This is a genomic window from Vibrio satsumensis (assembly GCF_050337435.1).
Lineage (GTDB): Bacteria > Pseudomonadota > Gammaproteobacteria > Enterobacterales > Vibrionaceae > Vibrio > Vibrio satsumensis.
In genome coordinates this window covers 1-23,560 of the sequence record NZ_JAKJSX010000017.1, presented here as the reverse complement: position 1 = coordinate 23,560, position 23,560 = coordinate 1, and the positions used below count along the sequence as shown (strand labels likewise).

Sequence of the window (23,560 nt, the reverse complement as noted above, 5' to 3'; positions counted from 1 at the left end):
AATACTATAGGCAAATAAAATTGAAATAATCCAACGGCGATGTGACTACATCGCCGTTTTTCGTTTATAGTGAAAGAGTAAATTACTTTATTACTTAAGGACGAATAATGAAGAAAGTACTCATCACAGTTTTAAGCAGCCTTGCTGTTGTCTCTTGCGCTAGCACTAGCGACTCAGAACAAACCAGTTCATCATCAAATACCAATTATTCCCAACTATCACAAACTGCACTAATGGCAGCAGTGAATATGTGGTCTCAACAGAATGAAACAACACCTCTTGCAGATACTGTCGCTGACCAAGCTTCTGTTACCAGCGATCAAGCAATTGGCGGCATCGGTTCAATGTTGGCCCTTGCACAAAATTCACTTGGCACAGCCGACAACAAAGAACTCGCGACACTTATTCCTGGCATGTCGACTCTTGAGTCAACTGGACTATCATCACTACTTAACTCGCAAAGTGCGGTTGAAAGTGCCTTCACAAGTCTAGGAATGGACTCATCGATGGTTTCAACATTTGCGCCAATCGTTCTTCAAGCACTGCAGTCGCAAGGCGCAACAAGCGGTCTAATGGATTCACTTGCTGCTGTATGGCAATAATAGCTAATTATTAATAGCTAGTATGGAAATCTGATAGGGGCACTTCGGTGCTCTTTTTTATGCGTGAAAGAAAAGATATTTGAGATACGAGATATGATATTGATATGGCCCCTAAAAAGTAGACACAGGGATTTAGTTGATTAGTTCAAAGTCCATGGGACTCACTCCACCTAGAGTCCCATGTCTTCTTACTGGATTATAATAGGTATCGATATAAATTCGATTTTGCATCGTCATTTCTTGTCGTGAAAGCTGATCTAAGTTGTTCATCCACTCTTTCTTATATTGCGCAAAGAAACTTTTGGAACAAGCGTTATCCCAACAGTTTCCTTTTCTCGACATGCTGACTTTAATCTTTCGTTTACGGTGCCAACGGATCGTCTCCAACGCTCGATACTGTATACCTTGATCGGAGTGAAACAAAAGCTCGTGACCTAAGGGCTGCCTTTGTTCCCAAGCCTTATTCAGGCTTCTTAGCACTAACTTTGCGTTATTAATACGAATTGTCGACCAACCAATCACTTTGCGTGAAAACAAATCTAAGACGACGCACAGGTATTGCCAACCATCAGTACAGCGCACCTGAGTGATATCTGACACCCAAACTCGATCGGGTTTATCCACCTTAAATTGACGGGCAAGAATGTTATAGGCAGGTATAAGCGTATTTTGTCTTGGCGCTCGTCCATATCGCTTCTTGCTCGCGCAAGAGCGATAGCCCATATTCTGCAAAAGCCTCTGTACTCGCTTTTTATTACAAATAAAGCCGTTAGCGACTGCTGCTTCCCAAAGCTTTCGATAGCCTGGAATACAATACTGAGCTTCGCTTTCTCTCCTCAAGTAGTGACTTAAAGACTCATTGTCTGTCTCTCGCTTCGATGGTTTCCTTGTTAGCCACTTCTAATAACCCGCTTTAGAAACGCCCAACCATTGGTATAGTCGAATGACAGGAAGCTTCACACTGGCCTTCTTAAGGATATACTCGAACCTTATTCTTTTTGGCTGTCGAAGAAAGCCTTCGCTTCCTTTAAGAAATCATTCTCCAGCTCTGCCATCTCAAGCTTCTTTTTCAATTGACGGATCTCTTTCTCCAGTTGTGTAACGGATGTTTCGGGACCGTGGTTAGGTATTGGGAGGGAGTTAGTCTTCTTCGACGTCATTTGGCATCTCCATTTAGAAAGTAGCACCGGCGATATTCCTAAGGATAGTGCTATTGACTTAACGGTGTCAGAAGAATCGAGAGATCGCTGAACAGCTTCTCGTTTAAATTCGTCTGTATATTGTCTTTGTGATTTTACTTTCATTACACTCAATGCTCTGTATTAAGTGTCTACTTTTATGGGGTCATATCAGATATTTTTGAAAAATGGAGCAGATAAGACAAGCAAAAATGCCAAACATCGTGGTGCTATTACTTAGTATAGATTTCCTTATTCTACAGATACAAAAAAGCCGAGCTAATGCTCGGCTTTTGTATTAAGAATCTAGTATAGATTACTCAGCAGCTTCTTCAGCAGCTGGGCGGTCTACAAGCTCAATGTAAGCCATTGGAGCTTTATCACCAGTACGGAAACCACATTTAAGAATGCGAGTGTAACCACCTTGGCGAGCCGCGAAACGCGGGCCTAGTTCATTAAATAGTTTTGCCACAACTTCGTTATCACGAGTGCGAGCAAATGCAAGACGACGGTTAGCAACACTGTCTGTCTTAGCTAGGGTAATCAATGGCTCAATTACGCGACGTAGTTCTTTTGCTTTAGGCACGGTAGTTTTAATAACTTCGTGACGAACAAGAGAGCTAGCCATGTTGCTGAACATCGCTTTGCGATGACTGCTGTTGCGGTTGAGTTGACGACCACTTTTACGATGGCGCATGACCTAATCCTTCTAACTTTTCGATTAATCTTCAGCGATTGACGCTGGTGGCCAGTTTTCTAGACGCATGCCTAGAGACAGACCACGTGAAGCAAGCACATCTTTAATCTCTGTAAGAGATTTCTTACCAAGGTTTGGCGTTTTAAGTAGCTCAACCTCAGTGCGCTGTACAAGATCACCGATGTAGTGAATCGCTTCTGCTTTCAAACAGTTAGCAGAGCGAACTGTTAGTTCAAGATCGTCTACAGGACGTAGTAGGATAGGATCGAATTCTGGCTTCTCTTCCTTCTCCTCAGGTACACGTACATCACGAAGATCTACGAACGCATCCAGTTGTTCAGCTAAAATAGTAGCTGCACGACGGATTGCTTCCTCAGGTTCTAGAGTACCGTTCGTTTCCATATCGATAACAAGCTTGTCTAAATCGGTACGTTGTTCTACACGTGCCGCTTCTACAGCGTAAGCGATTTTATCAACCGGGCTGTAAGTAGCGTCAACTAGTAGACGACCGATAGGACGCTCATCTTCTTCAGTATGGATACGAGCTGAAGCTGGAACGTAACCACGACCACGTTCTACTTTGATACGCATAGCGATCTCAGCATTGTCATCCGTTAGGTGACAAATTACGTGCTCAGGGTTAGCGATCTCTACATCACCATCGTGGGTGATGTCACCTGCAACAACAGGGCCTGAGCCTGATTTGTTCAGTGTAATAAACACTTCATCTTTGCCTTCAGCAACGCGTACAGCCAAACCTTTAAGGTTTAGAAGGATTTCCAGGATATCTTCCTGAACGCCTTCTTTAGTGCTGTATTCGTGTAGCACACCTTCGATTTCAACTTCTGTTACGGCACAACCCGGCATAGAAGATAGAAGAATGCGGCGAAGAGCATTACCTAGAGTGTGGCCGAAACCGCGCTCTAATGGCTCAAGAGTTACTTTCGCGTGTGTCGTATTGATCTGTTCAATGTCAACAAGACGCGGCTTAAGAAATTCTGTTACAGAACCCTGCATTGTGTCCTCTCTTTTTTTAACCTTACTTAGAGTAAAGTTCGACGATCAAGTGTTCATTGATGTCAGCTGATAGGTCAGAACGCTCAGGCATACGCTTGAATGTACCTTCCATTTTGCCAGCATCTACTTCAATCCAAGTTGGCTTTTCACGTTGTTCAGCAACTTCTAGAGCCGCTTTAATACGAGATTGCTGTTTAGCTTTCTCGCGGATAGAAACAACGTCGTTTGCCGCTACTTTGAAAGAAGGAACGTTTACAACTTTACCGTTAACTAGGATAGACTTGTGGCTAACTAGTTGACGAGATTCAGCACGAGTAGCGCCAAAGCCCATACGGTAAACTACGTTATCAAGACGACCTTCAAGAAGCTGAAGCAGGTTTGCACCTGTGTTGCCTTTAAGACGTGCAGCTTCTTTGTAGTAGTTGCGGAATTGTTTTTCTAGAACGCCGTAGATACGACGAACTTTTTGCTTCTCACGAAGCTGAACGCCATACTCAGATAGACGACCGCGACGAGCGCCGTGTACACCTGGTGCGTTATCAATTTTACACTTGGTATCGATCGCACGGACACCAGACTTAAGGAATAAGTCAGTACCTTCGCGACGGCTAAGCTTCAGCTTAGGACCCAAATATCTTGCCATGATCTTTCTCCAATATTCCTAGAAACGAAACTTAAACGCGACGTTTCTTAGGTGGACGACAACCGTTATGAGGGATTGGTGTCGCATCAACAATGTTAGTGATACGGAAACCAGCAGCGTTCAGTGCACGAACAGTAGATTCGCGACCTGGACCTGGACCCTTAACCATAACTTCCAAGTTCTTTAGGCCATATTCTTTAGCCATTTCACCACAACGCTCAGCTGCAACTTGTGCTGCGAACGGAGTAGATTTACGAGAACCACGGAAACCTGAACCACCTGCTGTAGCCCATGCAAGAGCGTTGCCTTGACGGTCAGTGATAGTTACGATTGTGTTGTTGAAAGAAGCATGAATGTGCGCTACGCCATCAGCTACTTGCTTGCGTACGCGCTTACGCGCGCGAGTTGGTTGTTTTGCCATTGTACTCTACCTTATCCGACTATTTCTTGATCGGCTTGCGCGGACCCTTACGGGTGCGAGCGTTGGTTTTAGTACGCTGTCCACGTAGTGGTAGACTGCGACGATGACGAAGACCGCGGTAACAGCCAAGGTCCATAAGACGCTTGATGTTCATCGATACTTCACGACGTAGATCACCTTCTACAGTGTACTTAGCTACACCATCACGCAGTTGATCGATCTGCTCTTCAGTTAGTTCACTGATCTTAGCATCTTCAGCAATACCCACTTCAGCTAGAATAGCTTGAGAGCGAGTTTTACCGATACCGTAGATTGCAGTAAGTGCAATTACAGAATGCTTATGATCAGGAATGTTAATGCCGGCTATACGGGCCATTATTCACTCCTAAGGGGTTCATAAAAGAATTATCCGCAGCAAAGCCCGTTATGGATACGCTGCGGCATACTACTTCTTTTGCACGCAAAAGGTAGGCCGAGGAATATACTCGACTCTACCTTGTATTTCAAGTAAAAATTTCTGCTAATTAGCCTTGGCGTTGCTTATGCTTTGGCTCACTGCAAATCACGCGAACGACACCGTTACGCTTGATAACTTTACAGTTACGGCAGATTTTTTTAACGGAAGCACGAACTTTCATTGCTAAACTCCGTAAATGGAATCGAAATAATTACCACCGAATTAACGGCCGTAACCTTTCAGATTCGCTTTCTTTAACACAGAATCATACTGTTGTGACATCAGATGAGTCTGTACCTGTGCCATGAAATCCATGATAACTACCACTACGATTAGTAGTGATGTGCCGCCGAAGTAGAAACGAACGTTCCACGCGACCATCATGAATTCAGGAATCAGACATATAAAAGTAATGTATAGAGCGCCCGCAAGGGTTAGTCTAGTCATCACTTTATCGATATATTTCGCTGTCTGCTCACCTGGGCGGATACCGGGTACGAATGCACCAGACTTCTTCAAGTTATCAGCTGTTTCACGTGGGTTAAACACCAACGCTGTATAGAAGAAACAGAAGAAGATGATAGCTGCTGCATAAAGCATTACATACAAAGGTTGACCTGGGCTAAGAGCTAATGACACGTCAGTTAACCAACCGAACGCGCTGCTTTCACCATTTTGACCAAACCACTGCGCTAATGTTCCTGGGAACAAAATAATACTTGATGCGAAAATCGCTGGAATAACACCTGCCATATTAATCTTAAGAGGCAAGTGAGAGCTTTGTGCTGCAAAAACTTTACGACCTTGTTGACGTTTCGCATAGTTAACGACGATACGGCGTTGACCACGTTCCATGAAAACTACGAAGTAAATAACAGCAAAAGACAATACAGCAATCAACAGCAGAAGAAGCACATGCAATTCACCTTGACGCGCTTGCTCGATTGTTTGACCGATTGCAGAAGGCAATCCAGCAACAATACCTGCAAAAATCAGAATGGAAATACCATTACCGATTCCTCGCTCAGTGATTTGTTCACCTAACCACATTAAGAACATGGTACCAGTTACTAAACTCACGGTAGCAATAAGCGTAAACATGGTTTGGTTGATAACAACCAGATTGTCGACCATGTTTGGTAAGCCTGTTGCGATACCAATAGCTTGGAATGTTGCAAGTACAAGCGTGCCGTAGCGTGTATATTGGCTTATCTTACGACGGCCTGCTTCACCCTCTTTCTTGAGTTCCGCTAACGCTGGATGAACTACAGTTAGCAATTGGACTACGATCGATGCCGAAATGTACGGCATGATACCCAATGCTAATATAGATGCACGCTCAAGAGCACCACCGGAGAACATGTTAAACATTTCAACGATGGTACCTTTTTGCTGATCGAACAAATCGGCAAGTACAGCTGCGTCAATACCAGGGATCGGCACAAAAGAGCCGGCTCGGAATACTAAAAGTGCACCAATTACGAATAATAAGCGCGACTTTAGTTCACTTAAGCCGCTCTGAGCACTACGAAAATCTTGTCCTGGTTTCTTAGCCATCTGTACCTCGTTCCTCGAGATTATTCCTCGATTTTACCGCCTGCAGCTTCGATTGCAGCTTTAGCGCCTTTAGTCACGCGTAGACCTTTAACAGTCACAGCTTTGCTTAGGTCACCAGAAAGAACGATCTTAACAAATTCGATGTTCTTAGTGATAACGTTAGCAGCTTTAAGGCTGTTAAGATCAACTACGTCACCTGTTACTTTCGCTAGCTCAGCTAGGCGAACTTCAGCAGACACTAGGCTCTTACGAGAAGTGAAACCGAATTTAGGTAGACGTTGTTTTAGAGGCATTTGACCGCCTTCAAAACCTGGACGAACAGAGCCGCCAGAACGTGACTTTTGACCTTTGTGACCGCGGCCACCTGTTTTACCAAGGCCAGAACCGATACCACGACCTACACGCTTCTTAGAAGGTTTAGAGCCAGCAGCCGGTGATAGAGTATTCAAACGCATTCTGATTACTCCTCAATCTTAACCATGTAGTAAACCTTGTTGATCATACCGCGTACGCACGGAGTATCTTCAAGTTCTACTGTATGGTTGATGCGACGAAGACCTAGACCTTTAAGACACGCTTTGTGCTTAGGTAGGCGACCAATTGAGCTTTTAGTTTGAGTTACTTTAATAGTTGCCATCGTGTGCTTACTCCGAAATAGATTCAACAGTTAGACCACGTTTAGCAGCAACCATTTCTGGTGACTTAACGTCTACTAGAGCACCAATCGTTGCACGAACGATGTTGATCGGGTTCGTTGAACCGTATGCTTTAGAAAGTACGTTATGTACGCCCGCAACTTCAAGTACAGCACGCATTGCACCACCGGCAATAACACCTGTACCTTCTGCAGCTGGCTGCATGTAAACTTTAGAGCCCGAATGACGACCTTTCACCGGGTGGTGAAGAGTGCCTTCGTTAAGCGATACTGTAACCATGTTACGGCGCGCTTTTTCCATTGCTTTTTGAATCGCAGCAGGTACTTCACGAGCTTTGCCGTAACCGAAACCTACGCGACCGTTACCGTCACCAACTACTGTTAGTGCAGTAAAGCTCATGATTCGACCACCTTTAACCGTCTTAGATACACGGTTAACTGCGATCAGCTTTTCTTGCAAATCATTAGCTTGTTGTTGTTCTTTAGCCATCTTCCAACCCTACCTTAGAATTTCAGACCAGCTTCGCGAGCAGATTCTGCTAGCGCCGCTACTCGACCGTGGTATTGGAAACCAGAACGATCAAATGCAACTGAAGCTACGCCTTTTTCAAGAGCGCGCTCAGCAACAGCTTTACCAACTGCTTTAGCTGCATCAACGTTACCAGTGTTCTTAACTTGCTCACGGATCGCTTTTTCTACAGTAGAAGCAGCTGCGATAACCTCAGAGCCGTTTGCCGCGATAACTTGTGCGTAAACATGGCGAGGAGTACGGTGTACTACCAGGCGAGTTGCACCAAGTTCTGCAATCTTACGACGTGCACGTGTAGCACGACGGATGCGAGATGCTTTCTTATCCATAGTGATACCTTACTTCTTCTTAGCTTCTTTAGTACGCACATTTTCATCTGCGTAACGAACACCTTTGCCTTTGTAAGGCTCAGGAGCACGGTAAGAACGAATGTCAGCCGCAACTTGACCTACTACTTGCTTATCGCAACCAGTAATGATGATCTCAGTTTGGCTAGGGCACTCAGCTTTAATACCTTCAGGTAGAGCGTGCTCTACTGGGTGAGAAAAACCAAGAGTTAGAGCTACAGAGTTGCCTTTCATAGCAGCACGGTAACCAACACCCTTAAGAGTTAGCTTCTTAGTGAAGCCCTCAGTAACACCCATAACCATGTTATTAACTAGAGCGCGAGCTGTACCAGCTTGTGCCCATGCGTTAGTAACACCTTCTTTCGGACCGAAAGTTAGGTTGGTTTCTTCCTGTGCAATAACTACGGCGCTGTTAAGAACGCGAGTAAGCTCACCTTTGCTACCTTTTACAGTAACTTCTTGGCCGTTTAGTTTCACCTCTACGCCAGCTGGAATAGCGACAGGTGCTTTAGCAACACGAGACATAATCTACTCCTTAAGCTACGTAACAGATGATTTCACCGCCAAGACCTGCTTTACGAGCAGCACGGTCAGACATCAGACCCTTGGAAGTAGAAACAACTGCAATACCAAGACCACCCATCACTGTAGGTAAAGAGTCTTTATTTTTATAAACTCTTAGACCAGGACGTGATACACGCTTGATTTGCTCGATTACAGGTTTAGCTTGGAAGTACTTAAGAGTAACTTCTAGCTCAGGTTTTGCTTCGCTGTTAACAGCGAAGTCTACGATGTAACCTTCAGCTTTAAGTAATGCAGCAATTGCAACTTTAAGCTTTGAAGAAGGCATTTTTACAGCAACTTTGTTTGCTGCCTGACCGTTACGAACTCGGGTCAGCATATCCGAAATCGGATCTTGCATGCTCATAAGATTTACTCCAAATGATTAAGTGGCAATTACCAGCTAGCCTTACGAAGACCCGGAATCTCGCCTTTCATGCAAGCTTCACGAACCTTAATGCGGCTTAGACCGAATTTACGTAGGTAACCGTGTGGACGACCAGTTTGGTTGCAACGGTTGCGCTGACGTGATGCACTTGAATCACGTGGAAGAGATTGCAGTTTAAGAACCGCATTCCAACGATCTTCTTCAGATGCGTTTACATCGCTAATGATAACTTTTAGCGCAGAACGCTTTTCAGCGAACTTAGCTACTAGTTTTGCACGTTTAGCTTCACGTGCTTTCATTGATTGTTTAGCCATAACAGTAACCCTACCCTTACTTACGGAATGGGAAGTTAAAGGCAGCCAGCAGAGCTCGGCCTTCCTCATCGGAACCCGCAGAAGTCGTGATAGTGATATCAAGACCGCGGACACGATCGACTTTATCGTAGTCGATTTCCGGAAAGATGATTTGCTCGCGAACGCCCATGCTGTAGTTACCGCGACCGTCAAAAGACTTAGCGCTAACACCACGGAAATCACGTACACGTGGAAGTGCGATAGAGATTAAACGCTCTAAAAATTCCCACATGCGCTCACCACGCAAGGTTACTTTACAACCAATTGGGTAGCCTTCACGAATTTTGAAACCAGCTACAGATTTACGCGCTTTAGTGATAAGTGGCTTTTGACCAGAGATCGTTGCCATATCAGCTGCTGCGTTTTCTAGCAGTTTCTTATCGTTGATTGCTTCACCAACGCCCATGTTTAGGGTGATTTTCTCAATCCTAGGGACTTGCATGACGCTTGTGTAGCTGAACTCTTTGGTAAGCTCAGCGACTACAGACGACTTGTAGTAATCATGCAGTTTCGCCATAGTAGAACTCCAAATTACTTCTAATTAGTTAGAAACAGTTTCGCCGTTAGATTTGAAGAAACGAACTTTCTTGCCATCTTCGATACGGAAACCGATACGGTCTGCTTTACCAGTAGCCGCGTTAAAAACAGCAACGTTAGAAGCATCAATAGCTGCTTCTTGTTCAACGATGCCACCTTGTTGACCTAGAGCCGGAACCGGCTTTTGGTGTTTCTTAACAAGGTTGATGCCTTCAACGATAACTTTACCAGTTGTCAGAACCTTAGTTACTTTACCTTTCTTGCCTTTATCTTTACCAGCAAGAATGATTACTTCGTCATTACGACGGATTTTAGCTGCCATATTGCCGCTCCTTACAGAACTTCAGGTGCTAGTGATACAATCTTCATGAATTTCGCGTTACGAAGTTCACGAGTCACAGGACCAAAGATACGTGTGCCGACTGGTTGCTCAGTAGTGTCATTTAACAATACACAAGCATTACTGTCGAAGCGAATGACAGAACCGTCTGGGCGACGAACGCCTTTACGGGTGCGCACTACTACCGCCTTCAGAACATCACCTTTCTTTACTTTACCGCGAGGAATCGCTTCCTTCACTGTAACCTTGATGACGTCACCGATATGTGCATAACGGCGGTGAGAGCCACCCAGAACCTTAATACACATTACCTTGCGCGCGCCAGAGTTATCTGCTGCGTCAAGTGTACTTTGCATCTGGATCATTGTTAGTGCTCCGCTAAATATTAAAACTAGACCCTCTCGGGTCGGGCTGCCTCTTTAAAAGGGACGCGAATTGTACCACCCTTTTTTTAAATTGGGTAGACAAAAAACAAGCGGCTCCAAAAAATTATTTGGAGCCGCTTATAAGTTATAGAATTACAAAGATTAAATCTTCGCTTTTTCTAGAACTTTAACCAATGTCCAAGACTTAGTCTTAGACAGAGGACGACACTCAGCGATTTCAACTTTGTCGCCTAGGCCACAAGTGTTGTCTTCGTCGTGTGCGTGTACTTTAGTCGTGCGTTTGATGAACTTACCGTAAATTGGGTGTTTTACAGTGCGTTCAATAGCAACAACGATAGACTTGTCCATCTTGTCGCTTACTACACGGCCTTGCTGGATGCGGTTAGTTTCGCTCATTATGCGCCTGCCTTTTCAGTCAAAACAGTTTTCACACGTGCGATGTCACGGCGTACAGCTTTTAGAGTATGAGTTTGCTGTAGTTGACCAGTTGCAGCTTGCATGCGCAAGTTGAACTGTTCACGTAGCAAATTCAATAGCTCAGCGTTAAGCTCTTCAACGTTCTTTTCGCGTAGATCTTGTGCTTTCATCACATCACCTGCTTAGTTACAAAAGTAGTTTTAACAGGCAGTTTACGTGCCGCTAGGCGGAACGCTTCACGTGCCAACTCTTCAGGTACGCCATTCATCTCGTACATAACTTTGCCTGGTTGGATTTGAGCAACCCAGTACGCAACTGAACCTTTACCTTTACCTTGACGAACTTCAAGAGGCTTTTCAGTAATCGGCTTGTCTGGGAATACACGGATCCAGATTTGACCTTGACGCTTAATGTGACGTGTCATAGCACGACGTGCCGCTTCGATTTGACGTGCAGTCAGACGACCACGGCCAACAGCTTTAAGACCGAATTCGCCGAAGCTTACTTCAGTACCTTTAGCTAGACCACGGTTACGACCAGTCATAACCTTGCGGAACTTAGTACGTTTTGGTTGTAGCATCGTTCGACTCCTTACTTACGGCCTTTACGCTGCTTCTTAGGCTTATCGCCTTTTGGCTCTACTGCGTTAGCAGCTGGCATACCGCCTAGAATCTCACCTTTGAAGATCCAAACTTTAATGCCGATCACACCGTATTGAGTGTGAGCCGAAGAAGTTGCGTAATCAATGTCTGCACGTAGAGTGTGTAGAGGCACACGGCCTTCACGGTACCACTCAGAACGTGCGATTTCAGCACCGCCAAGACGGCCGCCTACTTGTACTTTGATGCCTTTAGCGCCTAGACGCATAGCATTTTGTACCGCACGCTTCATTGCACGACGGAACATAACACGACGCTCTAGTTGAGACGCGATGCTATCAGCTACAAGCTGACCATCTAGCTCAGGCTTACGTACTTCAGCGATGTTAATTTGCGCTGGTACACCTGCGATTTTAGCTACAGCTGCGCGTAGCTTCTCTACGTCTTCACCTTTCTTACCGATAACAACGCCAGGACGAGCAGTGTGAATAGTCACACGGATGCTCTTAGCTGGACGCTCGATAACGATACGAGATAATGATGCTTTTTGTAGTTCCTTTGTAAGGAACTGACGTACCTTGAAGTCGCCGTCTAGGTTGTCAGCGAATTCGTTGGTATTAGCAAACCATGTAGCATTCCAAGGCTTAACGATGCCAAGACGAATACCATTAGGATGTACTTTCTGACCCATTGCTTACTCTCCTAGTCTTTAGCGATCTGCTACAACAATAGTGATGTGGCTTGAACGCTTCAAGATACGATCCGCACGACCTTTAGCACGAGGCATAATACGCTTCATGATAGGGCCCTCATCTACGAAGATTTTAGCGACATTTAGATCGTCGATATCTGCACCTTCGTTATGTTCCGCGTTAGCGATAGCTGACTCAAGAACCTTCTTAACTAATACAGCAGCTTTTTTGTTGCTGAAAGTTAGAATTTCTAGAGCTTGGTCTACCGACTTACCGCGAATTTGGTCTGCAACTAAGCGAGCTTTCTGTGGAGAAATACGAGCAAAGTTATGTTTAGCTAAAGCTTCCATCATCTACTCCTTATTTCTTCTTAGCTTTCTTATCTGCAGCATGACCGCGATAAGTACGAGTTGGTGCAAATTCGCCCAGTTTGTGACCGATCATTTCTTCGGTAACGAAAACTGGAACGTGCTGACGACCATTATGGACAGCGATGGTCAAACCAATCATTGTTGGGATGATCATTGAGCGACGGGACCAAGTCTTAATAGGCTTTTTGTCTCCGCTTTCCACCGCTTTCTCTACCTTCTTCAGCAAGTGTAGGTCAATAAAAGGACCTTTCTTGAGAGAACGTGGCATGGCGATTCCTCTTTATAAATTATTTAGTGCGACGACGTACGATGTACTTGTCAGTGCGCTTGTTCTTACGAGTCTTGAAGCCCTTAGTAGGAACGCCCCAAGGAGAAACTGGGTGACGACCACCAGATGTGCGGCCTTCACCACCACCATGTGGGTGATCCACCGGGTTCATTACTACACCACGTACGGTTGGACGTACGCCGCGCCAGCGTGAAGCACCAGCTTTACCAAGTTCACGTAGCATATGCTCAGAGTTACCAACTTCACCGATCGTTGCACGACCTTCAGAAAGTACTTTGCGCATCTCACCAGAACGTAGACGGATAGTTACGTATGCACCATCGCGAGCGATGATTTGAGCATAAGCACCAGCCGAACGAGCTAGTTGAGCACCTTTACCAGGCTTAAGTTCAACACAGTGTACAGTAGAACCTACTGGGATGTTGCGCATCGGCAGAGTGTTACCTGCTTTGATTGCAGCATCTACGCCAGATTGAATCTGGTCGCCTGCGTTAACACCTTTAGGTGCAATGATGTAACGACGCTCACCGTCTGCGTACAGAACTAGAGCGATGTTAGCACTACGGTTTGGATCGTATTCTAGACGCTCAACTTTCGCTGGGATGCCATCTTTAGTACGTTTGAAGTCAATTACACGGTAATGGTGCTTATGACCACCACCGATGTGACGTACTGTAATACGACCGTTGTTGTTACGACCACCGTTCTTAGAGTTTTTCTCTAGAAGTGGTGCGTATGGCTTACCCTTGTGTAGGTCAGCGTTAACAACTTTAACGACGTGACGACGACCAGGGGAAGTCGGCTTACATTTAACAATAGCCATTTTTACTACTCCTGTTATTCCGCGCCGCCAACGAAGTCAAGATCTTGACCTTCTTTCAAAGTAACGTAGGCTTTTTTCACGTCTGAACGACGGCCTTCACGCATACCTTGACGTTTGGTCTTACCCTTTAATACAAGAGTATTTACAGACTTAACTTCAACTTCAAATAGCTTTTCTACAGCTGCTTTGATCTCTTTCTTAGTTGCATCTTTAGCTACTTTGAAAACGATAGTGTTCGCTTTCTCAGCTGCCATAGTTGCTTTTTCAGAGATGTGCGGAGCACGTAGAACTTTTAAGATACGCTCTTCAGTGATCATGCTAGCATCTCCTCAACTTGCTTAACTGCGTCAGCAGTCATTAGAACCTTGTCGAAAGCGATTAGTGATACTGGATCAACACCAGCAACATCACGTGCATCTACTTTGTATAGGTTACGAGCAGCTAAGAATAGATTTTCATCTACTTCGCCAGTCACAATCAGAACGTCGCTTAGCTCAAGCTCTTTAAGCTTAGCTACAAGTTCTTTTGTTTTTGGTGCTTCTACAGAGAAGTTATCAACAACGATTAAACGCTCTTGACGAACTAGCTCAGAAAGAATGCTCTTCATAGCACCGCGGTACATTTTTTTGTTTACTTTTTGGCTGTGATCTTGTGGTTTCGCAGCAAAAGTAACACCACCTGTACGCCAGATTGGGCTACGAATTGTACCAGCACGTGCGCGGCCAGTACCTTTTTGACGCCATGGCTTAGCGCCACCGCCAGATACTTCAGAACGAGTCTTTTGAGCACGAGTACCTTGACGAGCACCTGCTGCATATGCAACAACTACTTGGTGTACAAGAGCTTCGTTGAAGTCACGTCCGAAAGTAGTCTCGGAAACAGTTAGTGCATCAGCACCTTTAACCATCAATTCCATTACTTACTCCTAGACGTTATGCTTTAACAGCAGGTTTTACGATCACGTTTCCGCCTGTTGAGCCCGGTACTGCACCTTTAATAAGGAGTAGATTGCGCTCAGCGTCAACACGTACGATCTCTAGGTTTTGAGTCGTTACACGCTCAGCACCCATGTGACCTGCCATTTTCTTGCCTTTAAACACGCGGCCTGGAGTTTGACATTGGCCAATTGAACCCGGTGCGCGGTGAGACAAAGAGTTACCGTGAGTCATATCTTGAGTAGAGAAGTTCCAACGCTTGATAGCGCCTTGGAAGCCTTTACCTTTAGATGTACCAGTAACGTCTACTTTTTTAATTTCGTTGAAAAGTTCTACGTTTAGCTCAGCGCCAACTTCAAACTCTTCGCCGTTTTCTAAACGGAATTCCCAAAGACCGCGACCTGCTTCTACACCCGCTTTCGCGAAGTGACCAGCTTCAGGTTTAGTTACACGGTTAGCTTTCTTAGCACCAGTAGTTACTTGGATTGCTGCGTAGCCGTCTGTCTCAAGAGTTTTAACTTGAGAAATACGGTTCGCTTCAACCTCAACAACAGTTACTGGGATAGAAACGCCTTCTTCAGTAAATACGCGGGTCATACCCACTTTACGTCCGACTAGACCAATCATTATTCTTATCTCCCTTAACCTAGGCTGATTTGAACATCAACGCCAGCTGCAAGATCAAGACGCATTAGAGCATCAACAGTTTTATCTGTTGGCTCAACGATGTCGATCAAACGCTTGTGAGTACGGATTTCGTACTGATCACGTGCATCTTTGTTGACGTGTGGAGAGGTAAGAACAGTGAAACGCTCTTTACGAGTAGGAAGTGGAATAGGACCACGAACCTGTGCGCCAGTACGTTTTGCTGTTTCAACGATTTCCGCAGTTGAAGCATCGATTAGCTTGTAATCAAACGCTTTAAGGCGGATACGAATACGTTGGTTCTGCATGAGACAGAGCTCCAATTATTAAAAATTACACAAACAATATCGCCACTCAAGCCCGATAAAACGAGAGAATGCCGATTGATTTATGTGAAACCGTAGCATCCAAAATTAGGACGCATTGTCAGTTAACTTTTGAAGCAAACAAAAAGTTTACTATTTTTATTAACCGCGAACATAAGCTGAGTATACATTACTAGGTAAGACCTACTCCTCAGTGCTCATTGGTTCACAACCAGCGTTAGCCAGTGCGATGCATTATACAGATCACACTTTAGTATGCAAGTAGTGTTGGAAAAATAATCGGAATTTATTGGAAGTTGGTTTTGTATCGAGAGGGAAGAAGATAGATGGAAGGTAATATTTCTTTCGAGAAAACAAAAGGGAAGCCGAAGCTCCCCTTTTCAGATGCGTGCTCTTCTAATGAAGAGTGTGCAAAAATCTAAATGCTATTAAGCGAAGATTTTAGCTACAACACCAGCACCAACTGTACGGCCACCTTCGCGGATTGCGAAACGTAGACCTTCGTCCATTGCGATTGGAGCGATTAGCTCAACAGTCATTTGAACGTTGTCACCTGGCATTACCATTTCTACGCCTTCTGGTAGAGTGATGTCGCCTGTTACGTCAGTTGTACGGAAGTAGAACTGTGGACGGTAACCTTTGAAGAAAGGAGTGTGACGGCCGCCTTCGTCTTTAGAAAGTACGTATACTTCAGACTCAAACTTAGTGTGTGGGTTGATAGAACCTTTCGCAGAAAGTACTTGACCACGTTCAACGTCATCACGCTTAGTACCACGTAGAAGTGCACCAACGTTCTCACCTGCACGACCTTCGTCAAGCAGTTTACGGAACATTTCAACACCAGTACAAGTAGTAAGAGTAGTCTCTTTGATACCAACGATTTCTACTTCGTCACCTACACGTAGGATACCGCGCTCGATACGACCAGTTACAACAGTACCACGACCTTGGATTGAGAATACATCTTCAATTGGTAGTAGGAACGGTTGGTCAACTGCACGCTCTGGCTCAGGGATGTAAGAATCTAGTGCTTCTGCAAGCTCAACGATCTTGTCTTCCCACTGCTTCTCGCCGTTTAGTGCGCCAAGTGCAGAACCTTGGATAACTGGTAGGTCATCACCTGGGAAGTCGTATTCAGAAAGAAGTTCACGAACTTCCATCTCAACTAGCTCAAGTAGCTCTTCGTCATCAACCATGTCACATTTGTTCATGAATACGATGATGTAAGGGATACCAACTTGACGACCAAGTAGGATGTGCTCACGAGTTTGAGGCATAGGGCCGTCAGTCGCAGCAACAACTAGGATACCGCCGTCCATTTGTGCAGCACCAGTGATCATGTTTTTAACATAATCCGCGTGTCCTGGACAGTCTACGTGTGCGTAGTGACGTGCTGGAGTGTCGTACTCAACGTGAGAAGTTGCGATTGTGATACCGCGCTCACGCTCTTCTGGAGCGTTATCGATAGATGCGAAATCTTTAGCAACACCGCCGTATACTTTTGCAAGAGTAGTACAGATAGCAGCAGTTAGAGTTGTTTTACCGTGGTCAACGTGGCCGATAGTACCAACGTTTACGTGCGGTTTCGTACGTTCAAATTTTTCTTTAGACATGGGGTGTCCCTCTAGGTACGGATTAGGTGGCTTAAAATAAGACCACGCAACCAAAAAAAATGGTTTTCTTTATTAAAGGAGAAGAAGCTTTAGACTGGTGCTAATACCCAGAGTCGAACTGGGGACCTCACCCTTACCAAGGGTGCGCTCTACCGACTGAGCTATATCAGCACACAAAATGAGTTGGAGCGTGCAGCGGGAATCGAACCCGCATCATCAGCTTGGAAGGCTGAGGTAATAGCCATTATACGATGCACGCAACACGTAACTCTGTTTGAGCTATTTAACCTTTAGAATATGGTGGAGAGGGACGGATTCGAACCATCGAAGGCAGTGCCAACAGATTTACAGTCTGCTCCCTTTGGCCACTCGGGAACCTCTCCAAATTTTGAGCTTTCTCTCGCTTGCCTTAAAGGAAGGGAGAAAGTGGTGCCGACTACCGGAATCGAACTGGTGACCTACTGATTACAAGTCAGTTGCTCTACCTACTGAGCTAAGTCGGCACAAGTGGGGCGCATTTTATTGAATGATTTTCCACCTTGCAATAGCAAATTGAAAAAAAGTGCAAAATTCTCTGAGCAAACTCCTACATACGGCTATTTAGCTCAAGGTTTACGTCTTTAACCCGCATCTAGTACAGGAAGATATTTTATTTATCTATCGCTTGATGTATTTTCGATGCACTTGTTTTGTTATCCACTATAGAGTTTTGTATGAGCCCATTCATGTCATTTGACCGCGAACGTTGGTCTGAGCTAAGGAATTTAGTTCCGATGACACTTTCTGAGAGCGACTTAAAAGAGCTTCAAGGCATCAATGAAAAGCTCACAATGGAAGAGGCAGTAGAGATCTATCTACCGCTATCTCGTCTATTGAACCTCTATGTGGCAGCCAGACAGAATAGAAACTCGGTACTCCACCAATTTCTAGATAAGAAAGAGAAAGCGCCACCTTTTATCATCGGTATTGCGGGTAGCGTAGCTGTTGGCAAAAGTACCACTGCGCGTCTGCTTAAAGCCCTACTCTCTCGCTGGGAAAACCACCCAAAAGTTGAACTAGTGACAACCGATGGCTTTTTATATCCAAACGAGGTGTTAGAAGATAAAGGGTTGATGAGCAAAAAGGGCTTTCCGGAGTCTTACGATATCAAGCGTTTAGTGAACTTTGTTTCGGATGTAAAAGCTTGCAAGAGAAATGTCACAGCCCCTGTTTACTCGCATCTTACGTACAATATTACTGATGACGTTAAGTGCGTCGACCTACCAGATGTGCTTATTATTGAAGGGCTTAATGTTTTACAAACCGGAATGAATTATCCACACGAGCCACATCGCGTGTTTATTTCAGACTTCCTTGATTTTTCACTCTATGTCGATGCGGATAGCCAGCAAATTAAAGAGTGGTACGTCAATCGTTTTATGAAGTTCCGCGATGGCGCGTTTACTAAGCCCGGCTCTTACTTTAGTCATTACACGAAATTATCGAACCAAGCCGCATTGGATAAAGCTGAAGGTATCTGGAGTTCAATTAATGGCTTGAACCTAGAACAAAATATTCTTCCTACACGAGAAAGGGCTCACTTGATTCTACGTAAAGGCGCCGATCATATGGTTGAAGAAGTGTTACTAAGAAAGTAGTAACGCCTTAATCGCCTTTTCTTAGCGATATCTCTCCGCCAATATAGCTCTCGACACCATTCTCAGTTTTGAGTAATACAGCACCTTGTTCATCGATGCCTTGAACAACACCTTCAATTTCTCTAGGTCCAATGATCAACCTAACATTGCGGCCTAAGAAATTATCCAAGCGGTTCCAACGCTCTATAAAATTGGACATCCCTTTCAGCTCATAATCAACAAGAGATTTATCCCAGGCATTGATCAGAGCCTGCGCTAACTGATTTCGGTCTGGCACCTGACCGTCACACACCTCTTTAAGAGAAGTCCATGGCTGTCCAATACCTGATGTTGTAGGATCCATGGATAGGTTTAGCCCTAAACCAATAACAATATGAGCAGCGCCACCGGACTGTCCTGACAGCTCTACCAAGATACCAGCAAGCTTCTTGTCATTGTGGTAAAGGTCGTTCGGCCATTTGAGCTTTACACCTTCTACACCCATCTCTTCCAAAGCTTCAACAACAGCGACACCAACCACAAGGCTTAAGCCCATTGCGGCAGCCATCCCTGCGTCGAGTCTCCAATACATTGAAAGATAGAGGTTTGCACCGAATGGCGATACCCACTCTCGTCCACGGCGTCCACGTCCTGCAGCTTGATATTCAGCAATACAAACAGAACCCGATTCGAGGGTGTTAGTTCGCTCTAATAGATGCTGGTTTGTAGAACCTATGATTGGAATGAGCTCAAGAGAAGCATCGCGACTAACTGCAGACAATTTTTCTTGGTCAAGCATATCTAAACAGCTTGCTAGCTTGTAGCCCTTGCCTTGTACTCGGTAGATATCTAAACCCCACTCTTGAATACCTTTAATGTGCTTACTGATAGCCGCTCGTGATACACCTATCATTTCACCTAGGTCTTCACCTGAATGAAACTCACCGTCAGCAAGACATCTCAATAGCGCTAGCTTGGTACTGTGTTCTCTCATGTCAGGGACTCCAAAGCCTTATCTAGGTTTGTCTCGCGGTCTCGCCCCATAAAACGTACTTCATGTTCCAATCGAATATCGAATTTATTCAAGACGGACTGACGCACTCGCTCTGCAAGCTTAAGGATATCCACAGCAGAAGCCTCATCATAATTGATGATAACCAATGCTTGATTGGGGTGAACCTGAGCACCACCTTCTATCACGCCCTTGAACTGGCATTGATCAATCAGCCAACCAGCAGCGACTTTGATCATATCATTACTCTCATAACCGACAATGTTTGGGTATAGAGCTAACAGGCGATCAAAATGATCTTTGGTGATCACAGGGTTTTTGAAGAAGCTGCCTGCATTCCCTTGTACTCTAGGGTCTGGCAGCTTACTTGAACGGATAGCACACACTTCATCAAATATAGTACGAGGAGAGAGACTATCGGCTGCTAGGCTTTTCAACGGACCATAGTGATTACATGGCTCCCACTCTTTAGGCAACGTTAAACCAATCGCAACAACAATCGCTTTACCGTAGAGAGCATGTTTGAAAATAGAATCTCGGTAACCAAAGAGACACTCTTCGTTGCTTAATCGCTTAACTGTATAAGTATCCAGGCACAGGGTATCGACATACCCGCATACGTCTTGCAACTCAACACCATACGCACCAATATTCTGAATCGGAGCAGAGCCTGAACAGCCGGGTATCATTGCTAGATTTTCTAGCCCACCAAGCCCTTTATCCACACTCCACTCAACTAAGCTTGGCCAATCCTCCCCACCACTTACATGCAGTAGGTGGTGACTGTCAGTCTCGGTCAACTCAATCCCGGCTAATTTATTCACAATGACCAGGCCTGCGAAGTGCTCAGTAAAAAGCATATTACTGCCCTTACCCAGTATCAACTTAGGTAAAGCTGACCATTTAGGGTCTTTGTAAAGCGAAATCAGTTCTTCGGTAGTGGTTACTTCAACCAACGCATCACACGTCTGATCGATGGAAAAAGTATGAACATTTTTTAAACTAGCATTGAGATGGAATTGCATGGCGATATTCAATTAACTTACACTGCGGTCATTCTACAGCAGATAAACCAATGGCGCAGTGACTGAATGAACAATGTCATCATTACTCAATTAGACCCAGTAAAGGTTCCCCTAGTTAAACGTTTCTATAAAGAACATTACCCAACGGGAAAAGCGAATAAAAGTGAACTGATCTATTCTTTATTACTGGATAACGAGCTGTGCGGAGTCGTGCGTTTTCGTACAATAGAAAATAATCGCTTACTTACCGGTATGGCTATATCAAAACAACATCGCGGCAAACAATTAGGCTCGCAGCTTATGGATTATTGTGCGCAACATACGCTTACGGAAGACGATTACTGCTTTGCTTACGCTCATCTCACCAATTTTTACGCGCGACATGAATTCGTACGAGTAGACCCTAAAGATCTGCCAAATGGATTAAGAGTTTTATACAAGCGCTATTCGAATAGCGGAAAAGATCTCATTCCTATGCATTATCAGCAAAATTGTTAGAGAATGCCTCGATTATCTAGTATTTGGTGCTATCCCTTTGGTAAAATTAAAGGTTCGCAATTTTGCATATTTTTAAGGTAAAACAGTCAATATGATTGCCAGTAGGAATCCATTCATACAGTTGCCAACCATAGCGCAGAATCCTGACAAGTTTGAAGTACTACTATCAGCGCAAGAGTTTCGAATTCGCCTACTTGATGAGATATCTCGCGCAACGACTCGTATTAGTTTAGTCGCTTTGTATCTTGAAGATGATGAGGCTGGCCGTGAGATCCTAACTGCCTTATATGAAGCAAAGCAAAAGAATCCAGAATTAGACGTAAGCGTTTGTGTCGATTGGCACCGAGCGCAGCGCGGATTGATTGGTGCAGAGTCTTCTGAAGGCAATGCGGCCATGTATAAAGAGTTTGCAGAAAAATATCAGCACTCTGTACCTGTCTATGGCATTCCAGTTCGCGGCAAAGAAGTCTTTGGCGTATTGCACTTAAAAGGCTTTATCGTCGATGATAGCGTGATATACAGCGGCGCAAGCCTTAACAATATCTACCTGAATTACCATGACCGCTATCGCTTTGATCGTTACCACGTTTTAAACAACGCAGCGCTTGCGGACTCGATGTTTACCTACGTACACGAACAGATGGTTGCGGACAGCGCTGTTTATGACTTGGCTGATAAGAATAAGCCGGTAACCAAAGAACTGAAACCAGCGATTCGTCAATTTCGTGCATCATTGGCAAGATCTCAGTATCAATTTGATGGTCAGGAGGTTTCAGCAGATCAAGTTGCTGTAACACCATTGGTTGGTATCGGTAAGAGACGTAACCGTCTAAATCAGGGAATCAATCAACTCGTAGCTCAAGCTAAAGATGAAATCTTTATCTGCACACCTTACTTCAACTTCCCACCTAGTCTAGCTAAAGAAGTGAAGAAAGCGCTTAAGCGTGGCGTAAAGGTCAGCATTGTTGTTGGCGATAAGACAGCAAATGATTTCTTTATCTCACCAGAAGAAGAGTTTAAAACGATTGGTGGTTTACCATACCTTTACGAATTGAACTTACGTCGTTTCGCTAAGGCCAATGAAGCTCATATTGCTAGCCGCAATCTATCAATTCGACTTTGGCAACACGATTCCAATAGCTTCCACCTAAAGGGCATTTGGGTCGATAAGCGCTACATGCTACTAACAGGTAATAACCTAAACCCTCGCGCATGGAAGCTGGACCTAGAGAACGGTATCTTTATCCAAGATAACTACCACCACCTAACAGACAAGTTCCAGGCTGAAGTGGATAATATCCTTCAACACACTCAGCTTATCTGTACTTATAAGCAGTTAGATAAGATAGAGAGCTACCCGATGGAAGTTCAGAAGTTGATTCGTAAGATCACTCGTGTAAAAGCCGACAGAGTGCTTAAACAAATACTGTAGTCGATGTACTAGAAACACTATTTATCAACGCCTAGCAAACGCTAGGCGTTTTTGTATCTACAAGATAGCCTAGCAGCTCCTGTCGATTTCTAGAGAGACGCCTCAATAGGTAGCGATGAGGTCTGTAGCAAAAATCCGAAGCTCATACACCAAAAGCGACGAAGCCTAGTCGTCAGACTAGGCTTTCTAATATATGCCGAAATAGCGAGGGTACTTAATGCAGATTTACCGACTGGAGACAAAACCTTAACGGAGCCCATTCTGCTGGAGAAAAACACTTTTCTTCAAATGTAAAAAAGCCCTGCTATTACTAGCAGGGCTTTTTTAATAAGTGGCGGAGTGGACGGGACTCGAACCCGCGACCCCCGGCGTGACAGGCCGGTATTCTAACCAACTGAACTACCACTCCGCAGTGGAAGACTTGTCGTCGCTGACAAGTGTTCAAATATAAAGCCTGGCGATGTCCTACTCTCACATGGGGAAGCCCCACACTACCATCGGCGCTATTGTGTTTCACTTCTGAGTTCGGCATGGAATCAGGTGGGTCCACAATGCTATGGTCGCCAAGCAAATTTTAAAATTCGGAAAGCTGCTTCTCT

At 44.7% G+C, this 23,560-nt stretch carries 35 protein-coding genes, 5 tRNA genes, 1 rRNA gene and 1 pseudogene; 4 read left to right on the top strand and 38 right to left on the bottom strand.

Going from position 1 to position 23,560, the window contains the following annotated elements; translation table 11 throughout:
• Nucleotides 1–107 precede the first annotated feature (107 nt).
• Nucleotides 108–602: a DUF2780 domain-containing protein gene (locus L4C44_RS20195; RefSeq protein WP_428805625.1), complete on the top strand. Its 495-nt coding sequence runs from the start codon at nt 108–110 to the stop codon at nt 600–602.
• A 132-nt stretch (nt 603–734) separates the two neighbouring features.
• On the opposite strand, the pseudogene L4C44_RS20190 reads toward L4C44_RS20195, so the two are convergent.
• From L4C44_RS20190 to L4C44_RS20025, 34 genes and pseudogenes are all read right to left on the bottom strand, one after another.
• A pseudogene (locus L4C44_RS20190) lies at nt 735–1,906 on the bottom strand (IS3 family transposase).
• Nucleotides 1,907–2,096: 190 nt separating this feature from the next.
• A complete protein-coding gene (rplQ, locus tag L4C44_RS20185) occupies nt 2,097–2,477 on the bottom strand; it encodes a 50S ribosomal protein L17 (RefSeq protein ID WP_004729812.1) in 381 nt (126 codons plus the stop codon).
• A gap of 24 nt (nt 2,478–2,501) precedes the next feature.
• Nucleotides 2,502–3,494, bottom strand: coding sequence for a DNA-directed RNA polymerase subunit alpha (locus tag L4C44_RS20180; RefSeq protein ID WP_004729813.1), 993 nt, complete (start codon nt 3,492–3,494; stop codon nt 2,502–2,504).
• 22 nt (nt 3,495–3,516) lie between these two features.
• On the bottom strand, nt 3,517–4,137 hold the full coding sequence (gene rpsD / locus L4C44_RS20175; RefSeq protein ID WP_004738777.1) for a 30S ribosomal protein S4: 621 nt from the start codon (nt 4,135–4,137) through the stop codon (nt 3,517–3,519).
• A 31-nt stretch (nt 4,138–4,168) separates the two neighbouring features.
• On the bottom strand, nt 4,169–4,558 hold the full coding sequence (gene rpsK, locus L4C44_RS20170; protein WP_004738778.1) for a 30S ribosomal protein S11: 390 nt from the start codon (nt 4,556–4,558) through the stop codon (nt 4,169–4,171).
• A 19-nt stretch (nt 4,559–4,577) separates the two neighbouring features.
• On the bottom strand, nt 4,578–4,934 hold the full coding sequence (rpsM, locus tag L4C44_RS20165; protein ID WP_004738779.1) for a 30S ribosomal protein S13: 357 nt from the start codon (nt 4,932–4,934) through the stop codon (nt 4,578–4,580).
• Nucleotides 4,935–5,082: 148 nt separating this feature from the next.
• Nucleotides 5,083–5,196, bottom strand: a complete 114-nt coding sequence (gene rpmJ / locus L4C44_RS20160; RefSeq protein WP_000868186.1) for a 50S ribosomal protein L36 — start codon at nt 5,194–5,196, stop codon at nt 5,083–5,085.
• Between the two features lie 41 nt (nt 5,197–5,237).
• Nucleotides 5,238–6,572 (bottom strand): preprotein translocase subunit SecY, encoded by a 1,335-nt coding sequence (gene secY, locus L4C44_RS20155; RefSeq protein WP_004738781.1) that lies wholly within the window; start codon nt 6,570–6,572, stop codon nt 5,238–5,240.
• Between the two features lie 20 nt (nt 6,573–6,592).
• Complete coding sequence (rplO, locus tag L4C44_RS20150; protein ID WP_004736758.1) at nt 6,593–7,027, bottom strand: 50S ribosomal protein L15; 435 nt, start codon at nt 7,025–7,027, stop codon at nt 6,593–6,595.
• A gap of 5 nt (nt 7,028–7,032) precedes the next feature.
• Nucleotides 7,033–7,209, bottom strand: a complete 177-nt coding sequence (gene rpmD / locus L4C44_RS20145; protein ID WP_004736756.1) for a 50S ribosomal protein L30 — start codon at nt 7,207–7,209, stop codon at nt 7,033–7,035.
• Nucleotides 7,210–7,216: 7 nt separating this feature from the next.
• Nucleotides 7,217–7,717 carry a 30S ribosomal protein S5 gene (gene rpsE / locus L4C44_RS20140; RefSeq protein WP_017061307.1) on the bottom strand — a complete coding sequence of 167 codons (501 nt, stop codon included), beginning with the start codon at nt 7,715–7,717 and terminating at the stop codon, nt 7,217–7,219.
• Nucleotides 7,718–7,731: 14 nt separating this feature from the next.
• Nucleotides 7,732–8,085 (bottom strand): 50S ribosomal protein L18, encoded by a 354-nt coding sequence (gene rplR, locus L4C44_RS20135; RefSeq protein ID WP_004738784.1) that lies wholly within the window; start codon nt 8,083–8,085, stop codon nt 7,732–7,734.
• A 9-nt stretch (nt 8,086–8,094) separates the two neighbouring features.
• A complete protein-coding gene (gene rplF / locus L4C44_RS20130) occupies nt 8,095–8,628 on the bottom strand; it encodes a 50S ribosomal protein L6 (protein WP_017061308.1) in 534 nt (177 codons plus the stop codon).
• 10 nt (nt 8,629–8,638) lie between these two features.
• Nucleotides 8,639–9,031, bottom strand: a complete 393-nt coding sequence (rpsH, locus tag L4C44_RS20125) for a 30S ribosomal protein S8 (protein WP_017061309.1) — start codon at nt 9,029–9,031, stop codon at nt 8,639–8,641.
• 29 nt (nt 9,032–9,060) lie between these two features.
• A complete protein-coding gene (gene rpsN / locus L4C44_RS20120; RefSeq protein WP_004738789.1) occupies nt 9,061–9,366 on the bottom strand; it encodes a 30S ribosomal protein S14 in 306 nt (101 codons plus the stop codon).
• A 16-nt stretch (nt 9,367–9,382) separates the two neighbouring features.
• Nucleotides 9,383–9,922 (bottom strand): 50S ribosomal protein L5, encoded by a 540-nt coding sequence (gene rplE, locus L4C44_RS20115; protein ID WP_004738790.1) that lies wholly within the window; start codon nt 9,920–9,922, stop codon nt 9,383–9,385.
• A gap of 24 nt (nt 9,923–9,946) precedes the next feature.
• Entirely contained in the window at nt 9,947–10,264 is a 318-nt protein-coding gene (rplX, locus tag L4C44_RS20110; protein WP_004738792.1) for a 50S ribosomal protein L24, read from the bottom strand.
• An 11-nt stretch (nt 10,265–10,275) separates the two neighbouring features.
• Nucleotides 10,276–10,647 carry a 50S ribosomal protein L14 gene (gene rplN, locus L4C44_RS20105; RefSeq protein WP_004736740.1) on the bottom strand — a complete coding sequence of 124 codons (372 nt, stop codon included), beginning with the start codon at nt 10,645–10,647 and terminating at the stop codon, nt 10,276–10,278.
• Nucleotides 10,648–10,809: 162 nt separating this feature from the next.
• Entirely contained in the window at nt 10,810–11,064 is a 255-nt protein-coding gene (gene rpsQ / locus L4C44_RS20100) for a 30S ribosomal protein S17 (protein ID WP_004736739.1), read from the bottom strand.
• Entirely contained in the window at nt 11,064–11,255 is a 192-nt protein-coding gene (rpmC, locus tag L4C44_RS20095) for a 50S ribosomal protein L29 (protein ID WP_004736737.1), read from the bottom strand. Before rpmC ends, rpsQ begins: the two co-directional genes overlap by 1 nt.
• Nucleotides 11,255–11,665 carry a 50S ribosomal protein L16 gene (rplP, locus tag L4C44_RS20090; RefSeq protein WP_004736736.1) on the bottom strand — a complete coding sequence of 137 codons (411 nt, stop codon included), beginning with the start codon at nt 11,663–11,665 and terminating at the stop codon, nt 11,255–11,257. The genes rpmC and rplP overlap by 1 nt, the downstream gene beginning before the upstream one ends.
• Nucleotides 11,666–11,676: 11 nt before the next feature.
• A complete protein-coding gene (rpsC, locus tag L4C44_RS20085) occupies nt 11,677–12,375 on the bottom strand; it encodes a 30S ribosomal protein S3 (protein ID WP_004736734.1) in 699 nt (232 codons plus the stop codon).
• Nucleotides 12,376–12,393: 18 nt separating this feature from the next.
• Nucleotides 12,394–12,726, bottom strand: a complete 333-nt coding sequence (rplV, locus tag L4C44_RS20080; protein WP_004736732.1) for a 50S ribosomal protein L22 — start codon at nt 12,724–12,726, stop codon at nt 12,394–12,396.
• Between the two features lie 10 nt (nt 12,727–12,736).
• Complete coding sequence (gene rpsS / locus L4C44_RS20075) at nt 12,737–13,015, bottom strand: 30S ribosomal protein S19 (RefSeq protein WP_004736729.1); 279 nt, start codon at nt 13,013–13,015, stop codon at nt 12,737–12,739.
• A 19-nt stretch (nt 13,016–13,034) separates the two neighbouring features.
• Nucleotides 13,035–13,859, bottom strand: coding sequence for a 50S ribosomal protein L2 (gene rplB / locus L4C44_RS20070; RefSeq protein ID WP_010435149.1), 825 nt, complete (start codon nt 13,857–13,859; stop codon nt 13,035–13,037).
• A 14-nt stretch (nt 13,860–13,873) separates the two neighbouring features.
• Nucleotides 13,874–14,176, bottom strand: a complete 303-nt coding sequence (rplW, locus tag L4C44_RS20065) for a 50S ribosomal protein L23 (protein WP_004736765.1) — start codon at nt 14,174–14,176, stop codon at nt 13,874–13,876.
• The gene (rplD, locus tag L4C44_RS20060; RefSeq protein ID WP_004738803.1) at nt 14,173–14,775 is read right to left on the bottom strand and encodes a 50S ribosomal protein L4; all 603 of its coding nucleotides are present in this window, start codon (nt 14,773–14,775) and stop codon (nt 14,173–14,175) included. Before rplD ends, rplW begins: the two co-directional genes overlap by 4 nt.
• Nucleotides 14,776–14,791: 16 nt before the next feature.
• Nucleotides 14,792–15,421, bottom strand: a complete 630-nt coding sequence (gene rplC, locus L4C44_RS20055; RefSeq protein ID WP_004736763.1) for a 50S ribosomal protein L3 — start codon at nt 15,419–15,421, stop codon at nt 14,792–14,794.
• Between the two features lie 14 nt (nt 15,422–15,435).
• A complete protein-coding gene (gene rpsJ, locus L4C44_RS20050) occupies nt 15,436–15,747 on the bottom strand; it encodes a 30S ribosomal protein S10 (RefSeq protein ID WP_004736761.1) in 312 nt (103 codons plus the stop codon).
• Between the two features lie 446 nt (nt 15,748–16,193).
• Nucleotides 16,194–17,378, bottom strand: a complete 1,185-nt coding sequence (gene tuf / locus L4C44_RS20045) for an elongation factor Tu (protein WP_010435158.1) — start codon at nt 17,376–17,378, stop codon at nt 16,194–16,196.
• Nucleotides 17,379–17,473: 95 nt separating this feature from the next.
• Nucleotides 17,474–17,549 (bottom strand) — tRNA-Thr (locus tag L4C44_RS20040).
• Between the two features lie 13 nt (nt 17,550–17,562).
• Nucleotides 17,563–17,637: transfer RNA gene (locus L4C44_RS20035), tRNA-Gly, on the bottom strand.
• A gap of 39 nt (nt 17,638–17,676) precedes the next feature.
• Nucleotides 17,677–17,761 (bottom strand) — tRNA-Tyr (locus L4C44_RS20030).
• A 44-nt stretch (nt 17,762–17,805) separates the two neighbouring features.
• Nucleotides 17,806–17,881, bottom strand: a tRNA-Thr gene (locus L4C44_RS20025).
• 210 nt (nt 17,882–18,091) lie between these two features.
• Here L4C44_RS20025 and coaA point away from each other — a divergent pair.
• Nucleotides 18,092–19,015, top strand: coding sequence for a type I pantothenate kinase (coaA, locus tag L4C44_RS20020; RefSeq protein ID WP_019823834.1), 924 nt, complete (start codon nt 18,092–18,094; stop codon nt 19,013–19,015).
• Between the two features lie 7 nt (nt 19,016–19,022).
• On the opposite strand, the gene birA is transcribed toward coaA, so the two are convergent.
• Nucleotides 19,023–19,988, bottom strand: coding sequence for a bifunctional biotin--[acetyl-CoA-carboxylase] ligase/biotin operon repressor BirA (birA, locus tag L4C44_RS20015; RefSeq protein WP_146492023.1), 966 nt, complete (start codon nt 19,986–19,988; stop codon nt 19,023–19,025).
• Nucleotides 19,985–21,031, bottom strand: coding sequence for a UDP-N-acetylmuramate dehydrogenase (gene murB, locus L4C44_RS20010; protein WP_146492022.1), 1,047 nt, complete (start codon nt 21,029–21,031; stop codon nt 19,985–19,987). The genes birA and murB overlap by 4 nt, the downstream gene beginning before the upstream one ends.
• Before the next feature lie 66 nt (nt 21,032–21,097).
• On the opposite strand from murB, the gene L4C44_RS20005 reads away from it, so the two are divergent.
• Nucleotides 21,098–21,529, top strand: coding sequence for a GNAT family N-acetyltransferase (locus tag L4C44_RS20005; RefSeq protein WP_428805624.1), 432 nt, complete (start codon nt 21,098–21,100; stop codon nt 21,527–21,529).
• A gap of 91 nt (nt 21,530–21,620) precedes the next feature.
• On the top strand, nt 21,621–22,961 hold the full coding sequence (gene pssA, locus L4C44_RS20000) for a CDP-diacylglycerol--serine O-phosphatidyltransferase (protein WP_146492021.1): 1,341 nt from the start codon (nt 21,621–21,623) through the stop codon (nt 22,959–22,961).
• 332 nt (nt 22,962–23,293) lie between these two features.
• Here the strand turns inward: pssA and L4C44_RS19995 are convergent.
• Both L4C44_RS19995 and rrf read right to left on the bottom strand, forming a co-directional pair.
• Nucleotides 23,294–23,370, bottom strand: a tRNA-Asp gene (locus tag L4C44_RS19995).
• Between the two features lie 43 nt (nt 23,371–23,413).
• Nucleotides 23,414–23,529, bottom strand: a 5S ribosomal RNA gene (gene rrf, locus L4C44_RS19990).
• Between the last annotated feature and the right edge of the window lie 31 nt (nt 23,530–23,560).